The sequence below is a fragment of the Gillisia mitskevichiae genome (assembly GCF_003634585.1).
GTDB lineage: Bacteria > Bacteroidota > Bacteroidia > Flavobacteriales > Flavobacteriaceae > Gillisia > Gillisia mitskevichiae.
Genome location: NZ_RBLG01000007.1, coordinates 20529 through 40292 on the forward strand (window position 1 = coordinate 20529; position 19764 = coordinate 40292).

Below are 19764 nucleotides of genomic sequence, written 5' to 3' on the forward strand. Positions count from 1 at the left end.
CTTTACAGCTTACACTAAAATTCTTAAATGAATAACAAACAACTATTTAGCTAGGTAATCTATAAGATATTGCAGCGCTTTTCCTCGATGACTCAGTTTAGCTTTTTCACTTAATTCCATTTCAGCAAAAGATTTATCTGAATTATTTGGCTGAAAAACAGCATCGTAGCCAAAACCGTTCTCTCCTTTTTTCTCCTTTAATATGGTACCTTCGCAAATTCCTGTGAATAATAATTCATGATCATTTAGGTTCAATGCGATCACAGTTTTGAACCGTGCATCTCGATTTTCTCGATCTTCGAGGTTAGAAAGAAGCTTTTTGATGTTCGCTTCATTGTCTTTTTGTTCTCCAGCATATCTTGCTGAATAAACTCCCGGCTCTCCATTAAGTGCTTTTACTTCCAATCCTGTATCATCTGCGAAACAATCCATTTGATATCGCTCTTTTATGAAGTTGGCCTTTAATATGGCATTTCCATCTAAATTATCTGCGGTTTCAGGAATTTCATCATAACAACCAATATCATCTAAAGAGAGTAATGTAATATTCTTAGGAAATAAGGCCTGTACTTCTTTTAGTTTATTTTTATTATGAGTTGCGAATACAAGTTTCATATAAATTATTTAGCGGTGATGATAAGGTTCGTTCTTTAATATAGTAAAGGCCCTGTACAGCTGTTCTGTAAAAAACAGCCGAACCATTTGGTGTGAAAATGTCATTTTGGAGAGTGAGATCTTAGTATCGGCGCGATCATAGACTTCCTGAGAAAATCCGTATGGCCCGCCAATAACAAAAATGACTTGTTTTAATCCGCTATTAAAGCGCTTCTGAATAAATTCAGAAAACCCAACAGAACTCAACTGTTTTCCATTTTCATCTAATAAGACCACAAAATCGGAGGTAGAGATCTTATTTAGTATAAATTCTCCTTCCTTTTGTTTCTGCTGATTCTCATCTAAGTTTTTAACTTTTTTGAGATCTGGAATTAGCTCAATTTCAAATTTGTTGTAAAACTGAAGCCTTTTCACATAAACATCCGTTAAATTTTGAAGGGTTTTATCATCTGTTTTACCTATACCAAGTAATTTTATGGTCATTTTACTAAGACTTTGCTACATTTACAAAAATAACTATTGCGATGATTTCAAAGGCACAATTTCAAAAGGAAATTGAATTAATTATTTCTAACGCTATAAGAGAGGACGTTGGTGAAGGAGACCATAGTTCTTTAGCGTGTATTCCTAAAGAAGCAAAAGGAAAAGCTAAGTTGCTTGTAAAAGATAATGGCATTATTGCAGGAGTGGAATTTGCTAAACAAGTTTTTAGCTACATAGATCCAGATCTTAAAGTGGAGACTTTAATTGAAGATGGACAAAAAGTTCAAAAAAAAGATATCGTTTTTTATGTTGAAGGTTCTTCTCAATCTATTTTAAAAGCAGAACGGCTGGTTTTAAATGCAATGCAGCGAATGAGTGCTATTGCGACTAAGACCAACGAATTTGTAATGAAATTGGAGGGTACAAATACTCAAATTTTAGATACCAGAAAGACAACTCCTGGAATTAGAGCTCTAGAGAAATGGGCGGTAAAAATTGGTGGAGGTGAAAATCATAGATTTGCACTTTACGATATGATTATGCTTAAGGATAACCATATAGATTTTGCAGGAGGGATAACTCCAGCAATAAATAAAACCAAGACTTATCTTAAAAAGAACGATCTTGACCTTAAGATCATTGTAGAAGCGAGAGATTTAGAAGAGATTCAGGAAATTTTAAAAAGTGATGGAATTTATAGGATACTTATAGATAACTTTAATTACGAAGAGACAAAAAAAGCTGTACAGTTAATAAATAAAAAATGTCTAACAGAATCTAGTGGGGGAATTACCTTAGATACGGTTAGAAAATATGCTGAATGTGGAGTGGATTATGTTTCTAGTGGAGCCTTAACCCATTCTGTATATAATATGGACCTGAGTTTAAAAGCAGTATAATGCATGCGAACTAAAAAATCTTCCAAATCATTATTAGTTAGAATATCTGATGCCTGGGAGTATAGAACAAGTAAAATAAAACTTCCTGGCTTAGATGGTTTAACATTTCATGATCTTTGGGTAATTTACACAGGTGGAATTATTCATGGAACATTTTCTACAAGGGCAAGCGCTATTGCCTTTAGTTTTTTTATGGCATTGTTTCCTTTCCTTTTATTTATTCTGAATTTGATTCCTTACATTCAATTTATAGATGACTTTCAGTTGCAATTTTTGGTGTTCATGGATTCGTTGTTGCCTCCTACAACTTCCGAATTTTTTGATGAAGTTTTTTATGATATTGCAAGTACACCCAGAGGAGGTTTGCTGTCTATAACCTTTATCCTGTCGGTGTTTTTAATGACTAACGGGGTGAATTCTATTTTTACAGGTTTTGAATATTCCTTTCATACAAATACCAATAGATCTGTATTTCGTCAATATTTTGTGGCCATAGGGGTTTCTATAATCATGGCATTGTTGTTGTTAATTACAGTGATATTAGCGGTTTATCTCACCTATGCAGTAGATGACATAAGTCAGTTAGATATTTTTGGAGGTAGGAGCTTATCGCCTAAATTAGTAAAATACACCGCATTTATTTTATTGATCTATGCAGCAGTTGCAACCCTATATTATTCGGGTACAAGAGAAGGAAGGCAAGCCCGGTTTTTCTCAGCAGGGGCATTGTTTACTACTATTTTGATATTACTGAACACCTATTTGTTTGGTTTGTATATTGAGAATTTTAGTAGATATAACGAATTGTATGGCTCTATTGGAGCACTTTTAGTACTTATGGTGTATATATGGTTAAATTCTAATATATTGTTGCTTGGATTTGAATTGAATGCCTCATTACTTAAAATGAAAAAGAGATTAAATTAAATTAATTAACTAAACTTAAATTAAAATGAAAAACGTTTTATTATTATTGTTTGCAATGGTAACTATTGCATCTGCACCGGCTCAAACAACTGCGGCTGGCGTTACTTTACCAAACACTGTAACTTTTGAAGGTCAAAAATTAAGCCTTAATGGAGTAGGAGTGAGAGAAAAGTTTTGGATGGACATGTATGCTGGGGCTTTATACTTAGATAAAAAAAATGCCGATGCTAATGGGATTATAAATGCTAATCAGCCAATGGCTATTAAATTGCATATAGTTTCTAAATTGATCACTAGTGATAAAATGATCGATGCTGTAAACGAAGGTTTTGAAAATGCTACAGGTGGTAAGGCATCTGGTATTGCTTCAGAAATAACTCAATTCAAAAATTATTTTTCCGAAGAGATCCAAAAAAATGACATTTTCGATATGGTTTACCTGCCTAAAGAAGGTGTAAAAGTATATAAGAACAATAAGTTATTAGGTACCATTCCAGGAATGGAGTTTAAGAAGGGATTGTTTGGGATCTGGTTATCTAAGAAGCCGGCCGATAAAGACCTTAAAGAAGCCATGTTAGGTAAAAGTTAATTGAAATTTTATAATTCAGTTAGAACAGAACGAAAAATGAAAATGAAGAAACGTATTATATACAGTATCCTACTACTTTGTGCAGGATTCAATTTACAGGCGCAATCTGTGCTTGGAAAATGGAAGACTGTAAACGAAGAAACTGGGCAATCTACCTCCATAATAGAAATATTTAAAGTGGGGGAAGAGCTTCACGGTAGGGTAGTGCGTATTATAAAAGAAGAAGATCGGGACAGGGTTTGTACGGAATGCGAAGGTGAACTTAAAAATAAGCCTATTGAAGGAATGGTTGTTATGACTGGTTTAGAAAATGATGGAGATGAATATTCTGGAGGGGTTGTAACTGATCCTAAAACAGGTAAAGTTTATCGATGTAAAATCTGGCTGGATGAGGATAATCCTAAAAAGCTGAATGTAAGAGGATATATTTCCTTCTTTTACCGAACACAAACTTGGTTACGAGCAGAATAAGATCTTAGAAATAGAATTGTTAAAAAAAATCCACTCTTTTAAAGAGTGGATTTTTTATTTGGAGTAAAAAGAAGTTTAAATTTGTAAGTATATCGGTTTTCCTCAACCTATTATTATAAAGTGTCATCTCGCGCGAAGTCATTCTGTTTTGTGAAATTTTCGTTTAAGCTGTGATTAACATAGGTTAGAAAACCTTTATTTTTAAATGCTGAAAAATACAGATCCAGAATGATCTGTTAACCAACTTAAAGTTACTACATGGGTTTCTATATAAATGTACTTCTACCACTTCCATTAGAAATGCAATTTACCTATAAAATTTCCCAAGCTGAATTGGAAGTTTTGACTCCCGGAATGAGAGTTGCAGTGCCTTTTGGGAAATCCAAGGTTTATACTGGTATTGTTGTTTCTATTCATAACAATGCACCACAGAAATATGAAGCTAAGGAGATCGAACAGATCCTTGATGATTCAGCTATAATTACCAAAAATCAACTGAAATTCTGGAACTGGATCTCTTCTTATTATATGTGTGCAGAGGGAGAAGTTTTAAAGGCAGCTCTTCCTGGTGGCTTTTTATTGGAAAGTGAAACTTTAATTCAGCTTTTACCTTCTGGTAATGGCGAAGATGCACAATTAGACGATCAAGAATATCTTATTTATGAAGCCTTACAAAGACAATCATCTCTGAAGATTCAGGAGATCATGCAATTACTGGACAAGAAAACGGTGTTACCGGTAATTAATAGATTGGTTTCTAAAGGTGTAGTGGTGGTTAATCAGGAAATATTCGAGCAATATAAACCCAAGTTAATTCGCTATGTGAAGCTGAATGAAAAACATCTTCCAGAAAATGAAATGCATCTTTTGTTAGATGAGCTAAGCAAAGCTCCCAAACAAAAGGCTGTGATATTAACCTTATTTCAGCTTCAAGCGAGATCTAAAAAACCACTTGAACTAAAAGAACTTTCTAAAGCTAGCGGAACGTCTACAGCAGTAATTAAAAGTCTTATAGATAAAAAGATTTTAATAGAATTTCATTTACAAAAAGATAGAATTGAATTTGATATAGAGGAAGTAGATCAACAAATGGTTTTGAATGAGTGGCAACAATCTGCATTTACAGAAATAACCGAAGCTTATAAAGATACAGATGTTTGTTTGCTACACGGGATTACTTCTTCTGGGAAAACAGAGATCTATATTAAATTAATAGAGCAAGTTATTAAAGAAGGAAAACAGGTTCTTTATTTACTTCCTGAGATCGCATTAACCGCTCAATTGGTTTCTAGATTACAATCTTTTTTTGGAGAACAAGTATTGGTTTATCACAGTAAATACTCTGTGAATGAACGCATGGAAGTTTATAATCATGTTTTAAACAATAATGAGAAAGCTAAGATCATTTTAGGAGCACGCTCAGCTATTTTTCTTCCATTTCAGGACCTTGGACTCATCGTTGTAGATGAAGAGCATGAAACAACATTTAAGCAATTTGATCCTGCACCAAGGTACAATGCGAGAGATGCATCTGTAGTATTAGCCAAATTGCATGATGCTAAAGTGCTAATGGGATCTGCCACGCCATCTTTAGAATCTTATTATAATGCCACTCATAATAAATATGCTCTTGTTTCATTAGATAGAAGATTCGGGAATGTATTGCCGCCAGAAATTGAAATTGTAGATCTTAAAGAGAAATACAAGAAGAAAAGAATGACAGGCCATTTTTCTGATAGATTGTTGGAGGAGATCAAATTTACACTAGAGGAAGGAGAGCAGGTAATCTTATTTCAGAATAGAAGAGGATATTCTCCTATTTTAGAATGCCTTACTTGTGGTCATTCTCCGCAATGTCCTAATTGCGATGTAAGTCTTACCTACCACAATCATAGCAATCAGTTGCGATGTCACTATTGCGGTTATCATATGGCTATGCAAAAGCAATGTATGGCTTGTGAGAGTGTAGAACTTACCACCAAAGGTTTTGGGACCGAGCAAATAGAAACAGAATTAAGATCTTTACTACCAGAGGCGAGAATAGGACGAATGGATCTAGATACTACTCGTGGTAAACATGGACATCAAAAAATAATAAGTGCTTTTGAACAGGAAAGCATTGATGTTTTGGTTGGAACCCAAATGCTAAGCAAAGGACTAGATTTTAGAAAGGTGAGATTGGTAGGTATCATGAATGCCGATAATTTGCTGAATTTCCCAGACTTTAGAGCGCATGAGCGAAGCTTTCAGCTAATGCTTCAGGTGGCAGGGAGATCTGGAAGAACAAAGAATAGAGGGAAGGTGATCGTCCAAACCTATAATCCTCATCATCAAATAGTGAAACAGGTTTCAGAAAACAACTATCTGGAAATGTATAAGGAGCAACTGGAAGAACGCTACCAATATCAATATCCTCCATATTATAAGCTTATAAAATTCACGATTAGAAGTAAGGATTATTCTAAAACCAATGATGCAGCAGATTGGATAGCTAAGTCTTTGGCTAATGTTTTTAGAGAACATGTTTTAGGGCCAGAATTTCCACCAGTAGCGAGGATACGTAATGAGTATTATAAGAATATTCTTTTAAAGATCCCACCAAATCAGTCCTTAGGAAAAACAAAAAAATATATTCAGAAGATCCTAACCAGTTTTAAGGCAATTGGAATATGGAGAAGTGTGAGGGTGATCACTAATGTAGATCCTTCGTAAAAACAGTTGTAAATGATCACGAGGAATCCTCTATAATGTTAATTCAGAAAAGCTTAAAATTTATTGCATCGAGCTTAAAGCCTCTATAAGATTTGCTTTCTTATGTCTACTTAAAGGTAGTTGTTGTTTATCGATCTCAATATTCTTACTATTATAACGCTCCACTTTTTCAAGATTCACAATATAAGATTTATGAATTCTCAAAAACTTATCTGAGGGTAATTGCTGCTCAAAAGATTTCATAGTTGCAAGAACAACAAACGTATCTTTTTCTGTTACAAACTTAACGTAATCTCCTAAAGCTTCTATATACTTTAACTTGCTAAGAAATACTTTTCTATTCTTTAGATTACTTTTTACGAAGATGAAATTCTCATCTTCAACAGGAACTCCATTGGTCTTTAGTTGATATAGGTTTAGAGCTTTTGAAACTGCATTATTAAAACGTTCTCTATTTACCGGTTTATGGATATAATCTACAGCATCATAATCGAAAGCTTTAAAAGCATATTTTGTTTTCCCTGTAACGAATATAATTTGCGGCTTATTTGGAAGGTCATCTAAAAGATCAAAACCTGAAAGAATAGGCATCTCTATATCTAGAAAGATAAGATCTACCTCTGTATCTAACAAACCATTTTTGGTTTCTATCGCATTATTGTACTGTGCAACCACCTTTAAGTTAGGGTGATCCATTATAAGCTTTACAATCGATAAACGTTGTAAGCTAGAATCATCCACAACAGCACATTTAAGTAAAATTTCGTCCACGTCTTGGTAAGGTTAAGTGTTAACAATATTACTGATAAAATATTACTAAAGCAAGATAAATAGAAATTAGGTTTCGATGAAATACCAATTACATATATTAAAATGTATATTACTGTTAATACGTAATAAGAAAGGCTTTGCAGATAATAAAAAATGTGTTACTTTTGCAGCCAATTAATTTAAATCATAGTTTATGAATCATTATGAAACTGTTTTCATCTTGAATCCCGTTTTATCTGATGAACAGATAAAGGAGACAGTTAAGAAATACGAAGATTTTCTTGTTTCTAACGGCGCCAAGATGGTATCCAAAGAAGATTGGGGGCTAAAAAAATTAGCTTATGCAATCCAACACAAAAAAAGTGGTTTTTACCACTTATTCGAATTTCAAGCTCCAGGTGAGGTTATTAACCCATTGGAAGTTGAATTTAGAAGAGAAGAGCGTATGATGCGTTATCTAACTGTACGTTTAGATAAACATGCTATTGCTTGGGCAGAGAAAAGAAGAAATAGAAACAAAGAAAAAGCGTAGTTATGTCATCTATTGAACAACAAGCAAAAGGAAAGAAAGACGGAGAAATCAGGTATTTAACTCCGTTAAACATAGAAACCAATAAAGCTAAAAAATACTGTAGATTTAAAAGATCTGGTATTAAGTACATCGATTATAAAGATGCAGATTGGTTATTGAGTTTCGTAAATGAGCAAGGTAAATTGTTACCACGTCGTTTAACTGGAACTTCTTTGAAATATCAACGTAAGGTGGCTGTAGCGGTTAAACGTTCTCGTCACTTAGCATTAATGCCGTATGTTGGCGATTTATTAAAATAAGAAAGAGGCAATTATGGAATTGATACTTAAAAAAGACGTAGAAAACTTAGGATTTAAAAATGACATGGTAACTGTGAAGCATGGTTACGGTAGAAATTTTCTAATTCCTCAAGGCTTTGCAGATTTAGCAACTCCTTCAGCAAAGAAGGTATTAGCTGAAACTATTAAGCAACAAGCTTTTAAAGAGCAAAAGAATATAGATGCAGCTAAAAAACAAGCTGCTAAACTAAACGGATTGGAATTGAAACTTACTGCTAAAGCAGGTGGTGGAGATAAAATGTTTGGATCTATTACCAATGGAGACTTAGCTGATGCATTAGCAAAAGAAGGAGTTGAATTGGAGAAAAAATTTATTGCGATCGCCGGTGGAAACATCAAGCGTTTAGGACAATATGAGGCAACTTTGCGTTTCCATCGTGAAGTGATCTCTTCGTTCTCTTTTGACGTTGTAGCTGAGGCTTAATCAAATAATTTATTAGAGCTGCTTAAAGAATATCAACGATATTTTTTGAGCAGCTTTTTTTTTACGCATAATTTAAAATGAACATATTAAAAAGTGCTGTTTCTTCTTAACTTTATAAATGAAGACACTGGCATTTTTAACTTTTCAGGATTTCAAAGATGAAATATAGCAGACTCACCAAAGAACAATTTGAAGAATTACATCAGGAATTTATAAATTTCTTGGCTTCTCAATCCATCACAGCAGACGAATGGGAGCAGATCAAAAAAAACAAGCCAGAGGTTGCTGAAGATGAATTAGATGTTTTTAGTGATCTAATCTGGGAAGGAGTTTTAGAGAAAGTTACTTATTTAGAACATTTTTCTAAGCATCAAATGTATTTGTTCAATATTACCATGGCAGAAATTAAGCTAGTTGCTGTTAAAGTAGAGAATGAAGCAATAGATATTACTACCAGAGAAGGATACCAGTGGCTTCAAAGTAATTTGCTAGACGATGCTGTGAATCTTTTTACTTCCACCAAAGCTGTGAGCGAGGATAGAAATAAGGATATTTTTGCTTTGATTAAACAAGGGGCCGTTATCACCAAAGGACAATTGTTTGAGTACTTTAATGATATGGTAGAGAATAATTAGTTACTCGTATCTCAAGGATTCTATAGGATCTTGTTTAGCAGCTTTATTAGCTGGATAACTTCCTGCAAGTATTGCTACAAGTATGGTTATCCCGGTTGCCCATAACATAGCTTTCCACGGAGTTACAAAATCAAAATCTGCTACAGAGGCTACAGCATATCCAATTAAAATCCCTAGGATAATACCAAGAAGACCTCCTAATTGTCCAATTATAAGGGTTTCCATAAAGAACTGAGTAGCAATAGTGCTTTTCTTAGCGCCTAAAGCTTTTCTAATCCCTATTTCACGGGTTCTTTCTGCCACAGAAACCAGCATGATATTCATTAAAGCGATAGAGGACCCGAAGATTGTAATAATAGAGATAATCCAGGCAGCAATATTTAGATACCCTGTAATAGATAGAATTCTATTAATAAGATCGTCGCTTTTTTCTATTCCAAAATTATTCTCTTCTACAGGATTCAGTCCGCGAATATTTCTGAAAGTGATAATTGCTTCACTTTGGGCGCTTTCCATTAATTCTTTATCATCAACTTTTACGCTAATGTTGTAATTTATATTAGGTTGAGTATAAATAGATCTCGCTGTTTCTATAGGGATCAATACTCTTAGATCTTGATTATTTCCGAAAGTAGAACCTTTAGATTCCAGCATTCCAACAACCTGAAATTTCACTCCGCGAATACTGATAGTTTTTCCAATAGGATTCGTATTTTTAAAAAGTCCTTCAGCAAAATCGGCTCCTAATATGGCAACTTTATTGTTGTTTTGAATATCGAAATATGTGAATTCTCTTCCGTTCTCTAATTTTAAACCAGAATTGGTTAAATAATTTTCATTTATCCCTACAACCGAAACTTCTGGATCTGTTTTATCTCCTTCAAATTTAACTTCTGCCGTTCCTGTTCCATTAAATGAAAGAGAGGTTTGAGTTTTTGGAAAAATAAATTCCTCTTTAAAAGTTCTAACTTCTCTATAAGATAAAATAGGATTTATTTTCTCTTTTTCGTCTCCACCACGAGACTGAGTTACAAATTCATAACGCTGTAAATTAAACGTATTAGACCCCATAGAGGCAAAATCGCTACTAATTGTGTTTTCTAATGCACTAACTGCGCTTAAAATTCCTACCAAAGCAGTAATTCCAATTGCGATTATTAAAACAGTTAGAATGGTTCTAAGAATTTGACTTCTAATAGATTCAAAAGCAATCCTTACATTTTCCTTAAAGAGTTTAAACATAATATATTTGGTCTAACAATAAGATTAGACTATCAAGATACTTATATGTTACTTAAAATTTGAAATTTGTTTTGGTTCGTTTAAAAATTAAGATATTTGCAGCACTAATAAAATTGAAAAAACTGTTGAAATCATCCATTTTACTTAATTGACTTAAGGTTTTAAGTTTTTGTCTCCCTGAGCGTAGTCGAAGGCTTATTAAAACATCTCGACTTCGCTCGATGTGACCTTTAGGAATAATACCAATAAGAAAAAGGATTTATATTATTTTTTTTGAAATTGATAATTCAGCAATATTTTAAATATAGTTCACTATAATATCACAAAACAAAATTATGGCACAAAAACCATCGATCCCTAAAGGTACCAGAGATTTTTCCCCAAAAGAAGTTTCTAAACGTACTTATATAATGAATACTATTAAGGCACAATTTGAAAAGTTTGGATTTCAACCTATTGAAACTCCAAGTTTTGAAAATTCAGATACATTGATGGGGAAATACGGGGAAGAAGGAGATAGATTGATCTTTAAGATCTTGAATTCAGGAGATTTTCTTAAAAAAGCCAATCAAGAAGCCTATAAAAATTCAGACAGTTTAAAACTCACATCTTCGATTAGTGAAAAAGCTTTGAGGTACGATCTTACAGTTCCTTTCGCAAGGTATGTGGTTCAACATCAAAGTGAAGTAGAGTTTCCTTTTAAGCGCTACCAAATTCAACCAGTATGGAGAGCAGATAGACCGCAGAAAGGAAGATTTAGAGAATTCTTTCAATGCGATGCAGATGTTGTTGGTAGCAATAGTCTATGGCAAGAAGTAGAATTCATTCAGCTATATGATGATGTATTTACAAAGCTTAAATTGGAAGGGGTTACTATAAAGCTTAACAATAGAAAGGTTTTGTCTGGATTTGCTGAAGTGATTGGAGAGCAAGACAGGTTGATAGATTTTACGGTGGCATTAGATAAGTTAGATAAAATTGGAGAAGAAGGAGTTAAAAAAGAGATGCTTGAAAAAGGGATCTCTTTGGAAGCATTAAAAAATATCCAACCAATTTTTGGTTTGAAAGGTAATTTTGGTGAGAAAGTAGAAGTGCTGAAGCAAATACTTTCTAATTCTGAGATAGGAATGAAAGGAGTAGAGGAATTGGAGTTTATTCAGAATGTGATTTCTGAGATGCCATTGAAATCTGCACTTTTAGATCTCGATGTCACTTTGGCTCGAGGTTTAAACTATTACACTGGAGCTATTTTTGAAGTTGCTCCCCCGGCAATAGTTAAAATGGGTTCTATTGGTGGTGGTGGAAGATACGATGATCTTACTGGTATCTTTGGCTTAAAGGATATGAGCGGAGTAGGTATTTCCTTCGGGTTGGATAGGATATACCTTGTTCTGGAAGAGCTCGACCTTTTCCCAGATACGGTAACAGCAAATACTAAAGTGTTATTTATCAATTTTGGCGAAAAAGAAGCTCTTTATGGATTAAAAGCTGTTCAGAAATTAAGGGATGCTGGAATTGCTGCAGAAATATATCCAGATACTTCAAAAATGAAGAAACAAATGAATTATGCTAATAGACGTGAAATTCCATTTGTTGTTTTGGCAGGGGAGGAAGAGATGAACAATAAAGTTTATGGATTAAAAGACATGGTTTCTGGAGATCAGGAAAAAATATCTTTGGAAGCTATGATAGATAGATTAAGCTAGATTATTATTAAAAATATAAAAGCCCCAGAAAAGGATATTTCTGGGGCTTTTATATTTTAAGATTCTGATTACATTCCTTGCGGTTCCATCATCTCCCGCTGAAATTCTTCTAAACCTTCCATTCCCCCATAAAAGATTAGCGCACCAATAAAGGTTAATAAAAACAGAGCGCTTAACACCAATCCAATAATAGCCAAGATCCGTCCAAGTTTCACATTTTGATATCCGAGATACATTTCGGGATTTGCATTGTAAATTTCCATTGCTTTTTTAGCTAATATTAATGTTATAATTCCAAATATCACCCCTACAATTCCGTAACAGCAACAACCAACTATAGATAGTATTCCTAAAATTAATATTAAAGTAGCGTTTGGTAATTCTTGTTTGTTTAATTCCATAAGTTGAATTTGTTTTTTAGTTGGTTTTAGTTGAAAAAATAATACATTTTAAATAGATAGCTCACAGCTAATACAAATGCAGTAATTAAAATAAGTGTGATCTTTATAAGATAATCTTTTTGAAATTTATAAAATAGATTGAAAATTACAAACCCAAGTAAAATTAAAATAGGGTAGATAGCCGGAAACATAATAAAGGCAGCGTGAAAATCTCCTTTTAATAATAACAAAACAGAACGTTGGCCACCACAACCATAACATTCTAATCCAAAAAGTTGTTTGTTTAAACAGGGAAGTAATAGTTCTTCCATAATTTCAATTTCCCTCAGTAAGGATTTATTTTCTAAGAGGAAAACCTCTAAATTTCAATTAATATCTCGTGAACTCCCTCGAGATTTTTAATTTAATTTGAAATTATCACTTTTTTGGAAATTATCGTAGCATCTTTATTCGTTATTTTAAGAATATATAGGCCTTTGCTTAATTTCCTGGTAGAAAATTCGTGATAACTCTCATAGGTAATTCCTTTTTTCTCCATGATCCTTTTGCCTAAACTGTCGAAAAGTATAATGTCTCTGTGGATTGATTTTGCCGGTATTCGTATTTCTAATCTCGATTCGGGATTATTTTGAAAAATGTTGAAATTCGTGATATCTTTTACAATATCCCAGTTAATATAGATCTGTTCCTTATTGGTGTAAGTAAGCTTAAATCTATTTGAATAATCACCAGCAGCCAAATTGAATTTTATTGGGCCATCACTTAAATTGTGGTATATACTTGTATTAGTGTCCAATAAAAAGACCTTAGGTTTAAATCCTTTTACTTCCGCAATACTAAATATGATCTCTGAATCTTCTGCTAATACTATAAAAAACGGAATTTCTTCAAGCTCATTGAAAGGCCTCACATTTATTAGATAATTCTCGTTATCTATCATCCATCCCGCATCCGAGCTTAAGTATTCAGGATTAATGGCATCCATAGCATGATCTACTGCTTCTGTGGCATTATCGCGTAACACCAAAAGTATTTGCCTAATGTAGGTGCTCTGTAATTCTATATTTAACCTTAATAATGGAAACTCCTCGGCTTTTAAGTAATTTAATTCCAATTTTTTAGATTTAAATTCAGATAATATCTGATCTTCTTTTACAAAATGCCGATAGTTATTATTGAATACGATCTTACCATCATGGCTGCCTATAACAATAAAACCTTGGCCAATTGGGGAGAATCTTCTAGCGTAATAAGCTCCTGTAGTTCCTCCTTCTGAAATAGTGTTCCCGTAACCATCAAATTTATTGAAAATAGCTGGTACATAGCCGAATATCCCTGCTCCGGGTGAGTAAGCGCCATATCCGCCTTCATACTCCTTTAGATAGTGAGAATCGATGTTCTCGGAATCCCAGAAATAAGCAATTCCAGTAGTATTTGTATTGTCCTGAAGAAAGACATTGAGATCTAAAGCAGATGGATATGGATTACCAACAAGCTTAGTATCACCTTCCTTAATTTCTAACTCATAAATTCCTGAATTAGGTCTTCCTCGTAGATCATAACGCTGCTTATTGCCTGCATTGTTGGGCACACTATAGATGTTTATATCTGTATTCGTTCCATCTACGCCTTTCATAGTAAAACCTTCCCCTGGCTTAAGCTTGAAAGTATTACCAATAAATTCCCAGTCGGAATAATCGGTGCCAGAAAATTTGTAAATCCATTTAGTAGAGATCGTTAATGGTTTGGAAGTTCCATTATAACCAATGGAGATTAATGCGGGATTGCTTTCGGTTTTTGTGATTGGATCAAAAAATTGATTTCCGAAGGTATTGTTAGAAAAAGTATTGCTCACGGGCATGCTCCAATAATTATAAGTGTAATTGCTGGCATTCCCTTCTTGATATAAAGAAAGTACCCCATCTCCTGTATTTTGAAAATTGGAGGTTCCTTGAATTAATTGTGCTTCTTTTCTTAGAAAAATACTTGGTTTTGGATTATTTCCAGAATTAGGTGTTAAATGAATGCCTTGCTCAACATAAACAAGAGCGCCTTCGGAATATAGATAAGTATTTAATTCCTGATTGGGCTTAATGCTTAATTGACAATGTGCAATGAATGGTATAATAAATAGTACTAAAATGTATATTTGCCTCATCGCCCTAAGATTTTAATTAAAAATAGTGTTTTAATTAATCGAATAACAATTCATTTAGGTTTTTAAGTATTAATTATCAGCAGATTATGAATAGAAGATACGGTCAAATTATAAATACATTGCTTATTGTAATTGGTGGCGCAATAATGATATATACAATTACCGGAGAAGATAGAAATAAGTACTTACAGATCTTAGGTTTGGTAATTATAATGTTTGGTTTATACAGAGCTACTAACTTTTGGGTTGAGACCAAAGATGAGGAAGATGATAACACTGAAGAAAAACCTTAGTTATGAAGTTTGAAATTAATGATAAAGTAGAAGTATTGGATGATGCTTTGAAAGGCAAAGTGATTAATATAGATGGGGAAACTATTTATGTTGAAACTTCTGAAGGGTTTTTAATGGAATTTCATGACTCCGAACTAGTTAAGATAGGTGAGGAGCAGAGTAGAATGATCGCTTCAGAAAACATTTCTTTTTCAGAAATTATCAAAGAAAAACAACCTGTAAAACGAGCAAAAACTGAAAAGGTAAAGTCTAAAGATCGCAGTGCTCCGCCAATGGAAGTAGATCTACATATAGAAAAATTAGTAAATTCCTTTAGAGGAATGAGCAATTTCGATATTTTGAATATTCAGCTAGATACAGCTAAACGACAAATTAATTTTGCTATTAGTAAGCGTATCCCAAAGATCGTATTTATACACGGAGTGGGAGAAGGAGTACTAAAAGCAGAACTAGATTACCTTTTAGGCCGGTATGACAACCTTAAATTTTACGATGCTAATTTCCAGAAGTATGGCTTAGGCGCTACAGAGGTCTATATTTATCAGAACTCTTAATTTTCAGTTTCAGTTTCAATATCAGTATCAGGAGTTGTAGGTACTATAATTAGGGGCGTAGAATTAGAATTGTATTCTCCTAATCTATAAGATTCAAAAGAAATAACTTCTCCTGTCCCATCTTGATTTTGTAATTGCAAATTCTCAATGTTTATAACAGAGGTGTATTTTACATTAAATACATTATCTCGTGTTGTAATATCCGTAATATCACCTGTAAATCGTTCTGCAATATCAAAATTCAAATAATTTGCAAGATTTTCATCATTTACATTTGCAGTAGGCAATTGGTCCCCAGCGGTAATTTCTTCTCTAGTTAATATACCATCACCATCATCATCTTTGTCTAAATAGTTTGGTTTATCATCTTGATCGGTATCTTGAAATACAGTATTGTCGCCTGTAGCATACAGTTCTGTAGATGTAAGTACATTATCTCCGTCGTCATCTATATCAAATTTATTAGGAATACCATCGTCATCTGTATCGCCATCAAATTCATCTGCGTCCTTTATGCCGTCCCCGTCACTATCTGTTGAGTCTAGATAAATTCTTGTAGTAGAAATTTTAACCGTCCCTCCAACGCTTACAAATTCCTGAATAACCTTAGGACCGCTTGGTGGTAACGAATTGCAGAAATAATCTGTAGTTATACTGCCATCGTATACTCGATAGTTTATTTTGTTATTACTATCAAGATTAAAACTAATGTCAGTTTCTGTGTTTATAGTTAATATACTTGCTAACTCACTTATTGCTGTGTTATTAGTAACTAGAGAAATAGATTCAAATATATCATCGCTATTTATTATAAAAAAAACTTTTGGTCTACCAACTTTAGCGCAACTTTCAATACTATCATCCTCAAAATCAAAATTGTTTATTATGATATCGCCATCATCACAGGAGGTGAAACCTAGGAATAAAAAAATGATATAAAAGTAGTTACGCATAGCTTCCGTTTTTAACAAAAATAAAGTATTAGGATTTTATAGCAGAGCATCCATTAAATAATTTTATTTCTTTTATTTTTGCCTTCGATGAGAAAAATATATTTAGATAGTGCCGCTACCACGCAAATGCGTGACGAAGTTATAGATAGAATGACAACAGTGATGAAAGATTTTTACGGAAATCCCTCTTCTATACATAGTTATGGTAGATCATCTAAATCTTTAATTGAAAATACAAGAAAGACTATAGCTAACATTTTAAATGTAAGCGCGGCGGAGATCATTTTTACTTCAGGGGGAACAGAAGCCGATAATTTGGCTCTTAATTCTGCTGTTCGAGATCTTGGTGTAAAAAGGATTATCACTTCTAAAATAGAACATCATGCGGTTTTATACACTGTAGACCAGTTAAAAGAGTGTTATGAGATAGACGTAGACTATGTAAATCTAGACACTTATGGGAGTGTAGATCTTGAGCATTTAGAGGAACTGCTAAGTAATTCTGAAACGAAAACTCTTGTGAGTTTAATGCATGTGAATAATGAAATAGGAAACTTGTTAGATGTTCAAAAAGCAGGAGCGCTTTGTAAAGAACATAAAGCTTTGTTTCATTGTGATGCCGTGCAATCTATAGGGCATTATAAAATGGATCTTAAGGAAACACCTATAGATTTTACTGCGGTAAGCGCTCATAAATTTCACGGACCAAAAGGTGTTGGTTTTGCATTTATTCGAAAAAATAGCGGCCTAAAACCTTTGATATTTGGAGGAGAACAGGAACGCGGACATCGTGCAGGGACAGAAAGTGTACATAATATTGTAGGCTTAGAAGAAGCTTTTAAACTGGCCTATGCTAATTTAGAAGAAGAGAAGAGTTATGTGAGTTCTTTAAAATCTTATTTTATAGAACAGTTAGAAGAAAATATCCCAGGTGTTAAATTCAATGGGCATTGCAAAGATTTTACAAAAAGCACATATACCTTGGTGAACATTTGTTTGCCAATTCCACCAGAAAAAGCACTAATGCTTCTTTTTCAATTAGACCTAAAGGGAATTGCCTGTTCTAAAGGTTCTGCTTGCCAAAGTGGAAGTGATAAAGGCTCTCATGTTTTAAGCGCTTTTCTTTCTGAAGAAGATATGAGTAAACCTTCTCTAAGATTTTCATTTTCAAGATTCAATACAAAAGAAGAACTGGATTATGTGGTCTCTGTACTTAAAGAGTTTATGAAGAACTAAGGCTTCATAGAGGTTTTTTACAATTTTAGAGATCTTCAAAGCTCTATCATCATATTTTTTACAAAAACGAAATTACTAAGGAAGTAAATCTATTTTCTGAAGAACGTAGCTTCGTAGGTGCTGCTGTTTCCAACATTATCTATAACGATCACTTTAAGTTTATTTTCGGTTTCTGTAAGTACTGCATCGCTAAAATTATGAGTTAAAGTATTGTTCTTATACTCATATTCCATCAAAATGAATTTCCCATTAACCGTTGCGCGGTAACTTTTAATTCCAGAAAGGTCGTCGGTAATTTTAACTTTTATATTCTCATTACTAGAGATCCACTGTCCATCTTTAAAATTCACAGGAGTTATGGAAGGAGGTTTCACGTCTGAAGCCAAAGTATAATCTCCAAAGCTGCGAATTCCTGTAGTAAATCTATTACCTTTCTTATAAGTGGAAGAATAACTTGGTCTACCGCGGTATCCTAATTTGGCAATAAACATCTTTTCTTTACTTTCTTCAGAATACTTGCTTACATCGAACCCAATTGTAATATTGCTATGAATAGGAATATCATCTTTATCAAGATGAATGGTATCTCCAGAGAATGAAATATCTAGAAAAGTATCTTCATACAAACTACCTTTTGGAATATACACATCAATACCATTCTCTTCAACACTAAAAGCTTCATTGGCTTTTACAAGAAAATCGGTCTCTTTTATGTTTTTCGTGATCTTATTTATAGGTTGCTCCCCTTTAATTGGAACTCTTATAATACGTTCGTTCCCTGCAAAATCAAGAATTGTGATGTTGTATAAATAGGTTAAACTATCCTGAATTGTAATAGTTCCATTATTCACCACATTTTGGTAAACACTTAGCGGATTGCTAGGTTGTACGTATAGCCTTGTGATCCTGCTTTTATTATTGCTGAAATATTCATAATCTATAAGCTGATTTAAATGTCTGGTTTCAGAAAACGAAAAACGATCAAAATTCAGCTGAAAGATTTGATCTCCGTTTAGATTGGTATTTATTTTATAGATCCCATTGTTATTTGGTGCACCATCTTGCTTATCTGTAGTGTTTACACCAAAGGCAATTTCACCACAGGCATTTAATTGTTCCGCCTTAAAAGAACCATCTTTTAATGGTGTAAGCTTTACACGCTGTCTTTCTCCAGAACCATTAACATGCGCGCTTTCTCCTAGAGGATATACCCATAAACTATTTACAGTAGGCGCTTGCGTATCCTTGATCTCAATTCCGAATAAATTAGGATTCATCGGGCGTTGTTGCCCATCTCTAATTTCAAAATGTAAATGTGGCCCGCCACTTCCTCCGGTATTTCCGCTAATAGCAACGAGGTCACTGACAGTTACTTTCAACTCATCTGCTTTAGGAAATAACTCTATTTCGTAAGTTTCTTTCTCGTATTGCTGTTTTTTGATATAAGCTTCAATCTCAGGAGAAAATTTCTGAAGATGACCGTATACCGTTGTATATCCATTTGGATGCTGAATATAAAGCGCTTTTCCATAACCGTAATGCTGAATGTTGATGCGGCTTACAAATCCATCTCCTGCAGCTAAAATGGGTAATCCTTCCCGTTGTTGGGTCTTAATATCCATCCCAGAATGAAAGTGGTTGGAGCGTAATTCTCCAAAAGTTCCGGATAGCACTAAATCTACAGCCAACGGATTTTTAAAGAAATCTGAAGGTATTTTAGATTGAGCTTGTATAGCAACAGAAAAAAGTAATAATGTTAGGGTAAAGATCTTCTTCATAGTCATAGAAAACAGCATTTTTATGGGGGGATAAATATAATTAAACT

The 19764-nt window shown here is 33.6% G+C and carries 22 protein-coding genes; 13 read left to right on the plus strand and 9 right to left on the minus strand.

What is annotated here, in order from left to right:
• Positions 1 to 42: 42 nt before the first annotated feature.
• Together BC962_RS15410 and rlmH are read right to left on the minus strand one after the other, a co-directional pair.
• The gene (locus tag BC962_RS15410; RefSeq protein ID WP_121346926.1) at positions 43 to 615 is read right to left on the minus strand and encodes a non-canonical purine NTP diphosphatase; all 573 of its coding nucleotides are present in this window, start codon (positions 613 to 615) and stop codon (positions 43 to 45) included.
• Positions 616 to 624: 9 nt separating this feature from the next.
• Positions 625 to 1098 carry a 23S rRNA (pseudouridine(1915)-N(3))-methyltransferase RlmH gene (gene rlmH / locus BC962_RS15415; protein WP_121346927.1) on the minus strand — a complete coding sequence of 158 codons (474 nt, stop codon included), beginning with the start codon at positions 1096 to 1098 and terminating at the stop codon, positions 625 to 627.
• Positions 1099 to 1139: 41 nt separating this feature from the next.
• On the opposite strand from rlmH, the gene nadC reads away from it, so the two are divergent.
• The 5 genes from nadC (at position 1140) to priA (ending at position 6696) form a co-directional block, all read left to right on the plus strand.
• Positions 1140 to 1997 (plus strand): carboxylating nicotinate-nucleotide diphosphorylase, encoded by an 858-nt coding sequence (gene nadC / locus BC962_RS15420; protein WP_121346928.1) that lies wholly within the window; start codon positions 1140 to 1142, stop codon positions 1995 to 1997.
• 3 nt (positions 1998 to 2000) lie between these two features.
• Positions 2001 to 2924, plus strand: a complete 924-nt coding sequence (locus BC962_RS15425) for a YihY/virulence factor BrkB family protein (RefSeq protein ID WP_121346929.1) — start codon at positions 2001 to 2003, stop codon at positions 2922 to 2924.
• Positions 2925 to 2949: 25 nt separating this feature from the next.
• Entirely contained in the window at positions 2950 to 3513 is a 564-nt protein-coding gene (locus tag BC962_RS15430; RefSeq protein WP_121346930.1) for a chalcone isomerase family protein, read from the plus strand.
• A gap of 42 nt (positions 3514 to 3555) precedes the next feature.
• The gene (locus BC962_RS15435) at positions 3556 to 3984 is read left to right on the plus strand and encodes a DUF2147 domain-containing protein (RefSeq protein ID WP_121346986.1); all 429 of its coding nucleotides are present in this window, start codon (positions 3556 to 3558) and stop codon (positions 3982 to 3984) included.
• Positions 3985 to 4242: 258 nt separating this feature from the next.
• Complete coding sequence (gene priA / locus BC962_RS15440; protein ID WP_121346931.1) at positions 4243 to 6696, plus strand: replication restart helicase PriA; 2454 nt, start codon at positions 4243 to 4245, stop codon at positions 6694 to 6696.
• A 60-nt stretch (positions 6697 to 6756) separates the two neighbouring features.
• On the opposite strand, the gene BC962_RS15445 is transcribed toward priA, so the two are convergent.
• Positions 6757 to 7467: a LytR/AlgR family response regulator transcription factor gene (locus BC962_RS15445; protein WP_121346932.1), complete on the minus strand. Its 711-nt coding sequence runs from the start codon at positions 7465 to 7467 to the stop codon at positions 6757 to 6759.
• Between the two features lie 193 nt (positions 7468 to 7660).
• Between BC962_RS15445 and rpsF the strand changes: the two genes are divergently transcribed.
• The 4 genes from rpsF (at position 7661) to BC962_RS15465 (ending at position 9396) form a co-directional block, all read left to right on the plus strand.
• Entirely contained in the window at positions 7661 to 7999 is a 339-nt protein-coding gene (gene rpsF, locus BC962_RS15450; protein ID WP_010229179.1) for a 30S ribosomal protein S6, read from the plus strand.
• 2 nt (positions 8000 to 8001) lie between these two features.
• On the plus strand, positions 8002 to 8298 hold the full coding sequence (gene rpsR, locus BC962_RS15455) for a 30S ribosomal protein S18 (protein ID WP_026838831.1): 297 nt from the start codon (positions 8002 to 8004) through the stop codon (positions 8296 to 8298).
• A 13-nt stretch (positions 8299 to 8311) separates the two neighbouring features.
• On the plus strand, positions 8312 to 8761 hold the full coding sequence (gene rplI / locus BC962_RS15460) for a 50S ribosomal protein L9 (protein ID WP_121346933.1): 450 nt from the start codon (positions 8312 to 8314) through the stop codon (positions 8759 to 8761).
• A 158-nt stretch (positions 8762 to 8919) separates the two neighbouring features.
• A complete protein-coding gene (locus BC962_RS15465) occupies positions 8920 to 9396 on the plus strand; it encodes a DUF6495 family protein (RefSeq protein ID WP_121346934.1) in 477 nt (158 codons plus the stop codon).
• On the opposite strand, the gene BC962_RS15470 is transcribed toward BC962_RS15465, so the two are convergent.
• On the minus strand, positions 9397 to 10638 hold the full coding sequence (locus BC962_RS15470) for an ABC transporter permease (RefSeq protein WP_121346935.1): 1242 nt from the start codon (positions 10636 to 10638) through the stop codon (positions 9397 to 9399). It abuts the gene before it with no gap.
• A 335-nt stretch (positions 10639 to 10973) separates the two neighbouring features.
• Between BC962_RS15470 and hisS the strand changes: the two genes are divergently transcribed.
• A complete protein-coding gene (gene hisS / locus BC962_RS15475; protein WP_121346936.1) occupies positions 10974 to 12344 on the plus strand; it encodes a histidine--tRNA ligase in 1371 nt (456 codons plus the stop codon).
• Between the two features lie 68 nt (positions 12345 to 12412).
• Here hisS and BC962_RS15480 read toward each other — a convergent pair whose 3' ends face one another.
• The 3 genes from BC962_RS15480 to BC962_RS15490 form a co-directional block, all read right to left on the minus strand.
• A complete protein-coding gene (locus tag BC962_RS15480) occupies positions 12413 to 12745 on the minus strand; it encodes a CCC motif membrane protein (protein ID WP_121346937.1) in 333 nt (110 codons plus the stop codon).
• Between the two features lie 26 nt (positions 12746 to 12771).
• Complete coding sequence (locus BC962_RS15485; protein ID WP_121346938.1) at positions 12772 to 13056, minus strand: DUF2752 domain-containing protein; 285 nt, start codon at positions 13054 to 13056, stop codon at positions 12772 to 12774.
• A gap of 92 nt (positions 13057 to 13148) precedes the next feature.
• Entirely contained in the window at positions 13149 to 14903 is a 1755-nt protein-coding gene (locus BC962_RS15490; protein WP_121346939.1) for a T9SS type A sorting domain-containing protein, read from the minus strand.
• A gap of 86 nt (positions 14904 to 14989) precedes the next feature.
• Here BC962_RS15490 and BC962_RS15495 point away from each other — a divergent pair, with 86 nt between their 5' ends.
• On the plus strand, positions 14990 to 15196 hold the full coding sequence (locus BC962_RS15495; protein WP_121346940.1) for a hypothetical protein: 207 nt from the start codon (positions 14990 to 14992) through the stop codon (positions 15194 to 15196).
• A 2-nt stretch (positions 15197 to 15198) separates the two neighbouring features.
• Positions 15199 to 15750, plus strand: a complete 552-nt coding sequence (locus BC962_RS15500) for a Smr/MutS family protein (protein ID WP_121346941.1) — start codon at positions 15199 to 15201, stop codon at positions 15748 to 15750.
• On the opposite strand, the gene BC962_RS15505 is transcribed toward BC962_RS15500, so the two are convergent.
• Entirely contained in the window at positions 15747 to 16703 is a 957-nt protein-coding gene (locus tag BC962_RS15505; RefSeq protein ID WP_121346942.1) for a hypothetical protein, read from the minus strand. The genes BC962_RS15500 and BC962_RS15505 overlap by 4 nt on opposite strands.
• Positions 16704 to 16790: 87 nt before the next feature.
• On the opposite strand from BC962_RS15505, the gene BC962_RS15510 reads away from it, so the two are divergent.
• Positions 16791 to 17939 (plus strand): cysteine desulfurase family protein, encoded by a 1149-nt coding sequence (locus BC962_RS15510; RefSeq protein ID WP_121346943.1) that lies wholly within the window; start codon positions 16791 to 16793, stop codon positions 17937 to 17939.
• 89 nt (positions 17940 to 18028) lie between these two features.
• On the opposite strand, the gene BC962_RS15515 is transcribed toward BC962_RS15510, so the two are convergent.
• Complete coding sequence (locus BC962_RS15515; protein WP_245984247.1) at positions 18029 to 19717, minus strand: M23 family metallopeptidase; 1689 nt, start codon at positions 19715 to 19717, stop codon at positions 18029 to 18031.
• Positions 19718 to 19764: the final 47 nt, after the last annotated feature.

Bases quoted from the DNA above. Each gene is read 5' to 3' on its own strand.
- BC962_RS15410 (WP_121346926.1), bottom strand. From the start codon at position 615: ATGAAACTTGTATTCGCAACTCATAATAAAAATAAACTAAAAGAAGTA.
- rlmH (WP_121346927.1), bottom strand. From the start codon at position 1,098: ATGACCATAAAATTACTTGGTATAGGTAAAACAGATGATAAAACCCTT.
- nadC (WP_121346928.1), top strand. From the start codon at position 1,140: ATGATTTCAAAGGCACAATTTCAAAAGGAAATTGAATTAATTATTTCT.
- BC962_RS15425 (WP_121346929.1), top strand. From the start codon at position 2,001: ATGCGAACTAAAAAATCTTCCAAATCATTATTAGTTAGAATATCTGAT.
- BC962_RS15430 (WP_121346930.1), top strand. From the start codon at position 2,950: ATGAAAAACGTTTTATTATTATTGTTTGCAATGGTAACTATTGCATCT.
- BC962_RS15435 (WP_121346986.1), top strand. From the start codon at position 3,556: ATGAAGAAACGTATTATATACAGTATCCTACTACTTTGTGCAGGATTC.
- priA (WP_121346931.1), top strand. From the start codon at position 4,243: ATGGGTTTCTATATAAATGTACTTCTACCACTTCCATTAGAAATGCAA.
- rpsF (WP_010229179.1), top strand. From the start codon at position 7,661: ATGAATCATTATGAAACTGTTTTCATCTTGAATCCCGTTTTATCTGAT.
- rpsR (WP_026838831.1), top strand. From the start codon at position 8,002: ATGTCATCTATTGAACAACAAGCAAAAGGAAAGAAAGACGGAGAAATC.
- rplI (WP_121346933.1), top strand. From the start codon at position 8,312: ATGGAATTGATACTTAAAAAAGACGTAGAAAACTTAGGATTTAAAAAT.
- BC962_RS15465 (WP_121346934.1), top strand. From the start codon at position 8,920: ATGAAATATAGCAGACTCACCAAAGAACAATTTGAAGAATTACATCAG.
- BC962_RS15470 (WP_121346935.1), bottom strand. From the start codon at position 10,638: ATGTTTAAACTCTTTAAGGAAAATGTAAGGATTGCTTTTGAATCTATT.
- hisS (WP_121346936.1), top strand. From the start codon at position 10,974: ATGGCACAAAAACCATCGATCCCTAAAGGTACCAGAGATTTTTCCCCA.
- BC962_RS15480 (WP_121346937.1), bottom strand. From the start codon at position 12,745: ATGGAATTAAACAAACAAGAATTACCAAACGCTACTTTAATATTAATT.
- BC962_RS15485 (WP_121346938.1), bottom strand. From the start codon at position 13,056: ATGGAAGAACTATTACTTCCCTGTTTAAACAAACAACTTTTTGGATTA.
- BC962_RS15490 (WP_121346939.1), bottom strand. From the start codon at position 14,903: ATGAGGCAAATATACATTTTAGTACTATTTATTATACCATTCATTGCA.
- BC962_RS15495 (WP_121346940.1), top strand. From the start codon at position 14,990: ATGAATAGAAGATACGGTCAAATTATAAATACATTGCTTATTGTAATT.
- BC962_RS15500 (WP_121346941.1), top strand. From the start codon at position 15,199: ATGAAGTTTGAAATTAATGATAAAGTAGAAGTATTGGATGATGCTTTG.
- BC962_RS15505 (WP_121346942.1), bottom strand. From the start codon at position 16,703: ATGCGTAACTACTTTTATATCATTTTTTTATTCCTAGGTTTCACCTCC.
- BC962_RS15510 (WP_121346943.1), top strand. From the start codon at position 16,791: ATGAGAAAAATATATTTAGATAGTGCCGCTACCACGCAAATGCGTGAC.
- BC962_RS15515 (WP_245984247.1), bottom strand. From the start codon at position 19,717: ATGAAGAAGATCTTTACCCTAACATTATTACTTTTTTCTGTTGCTATA.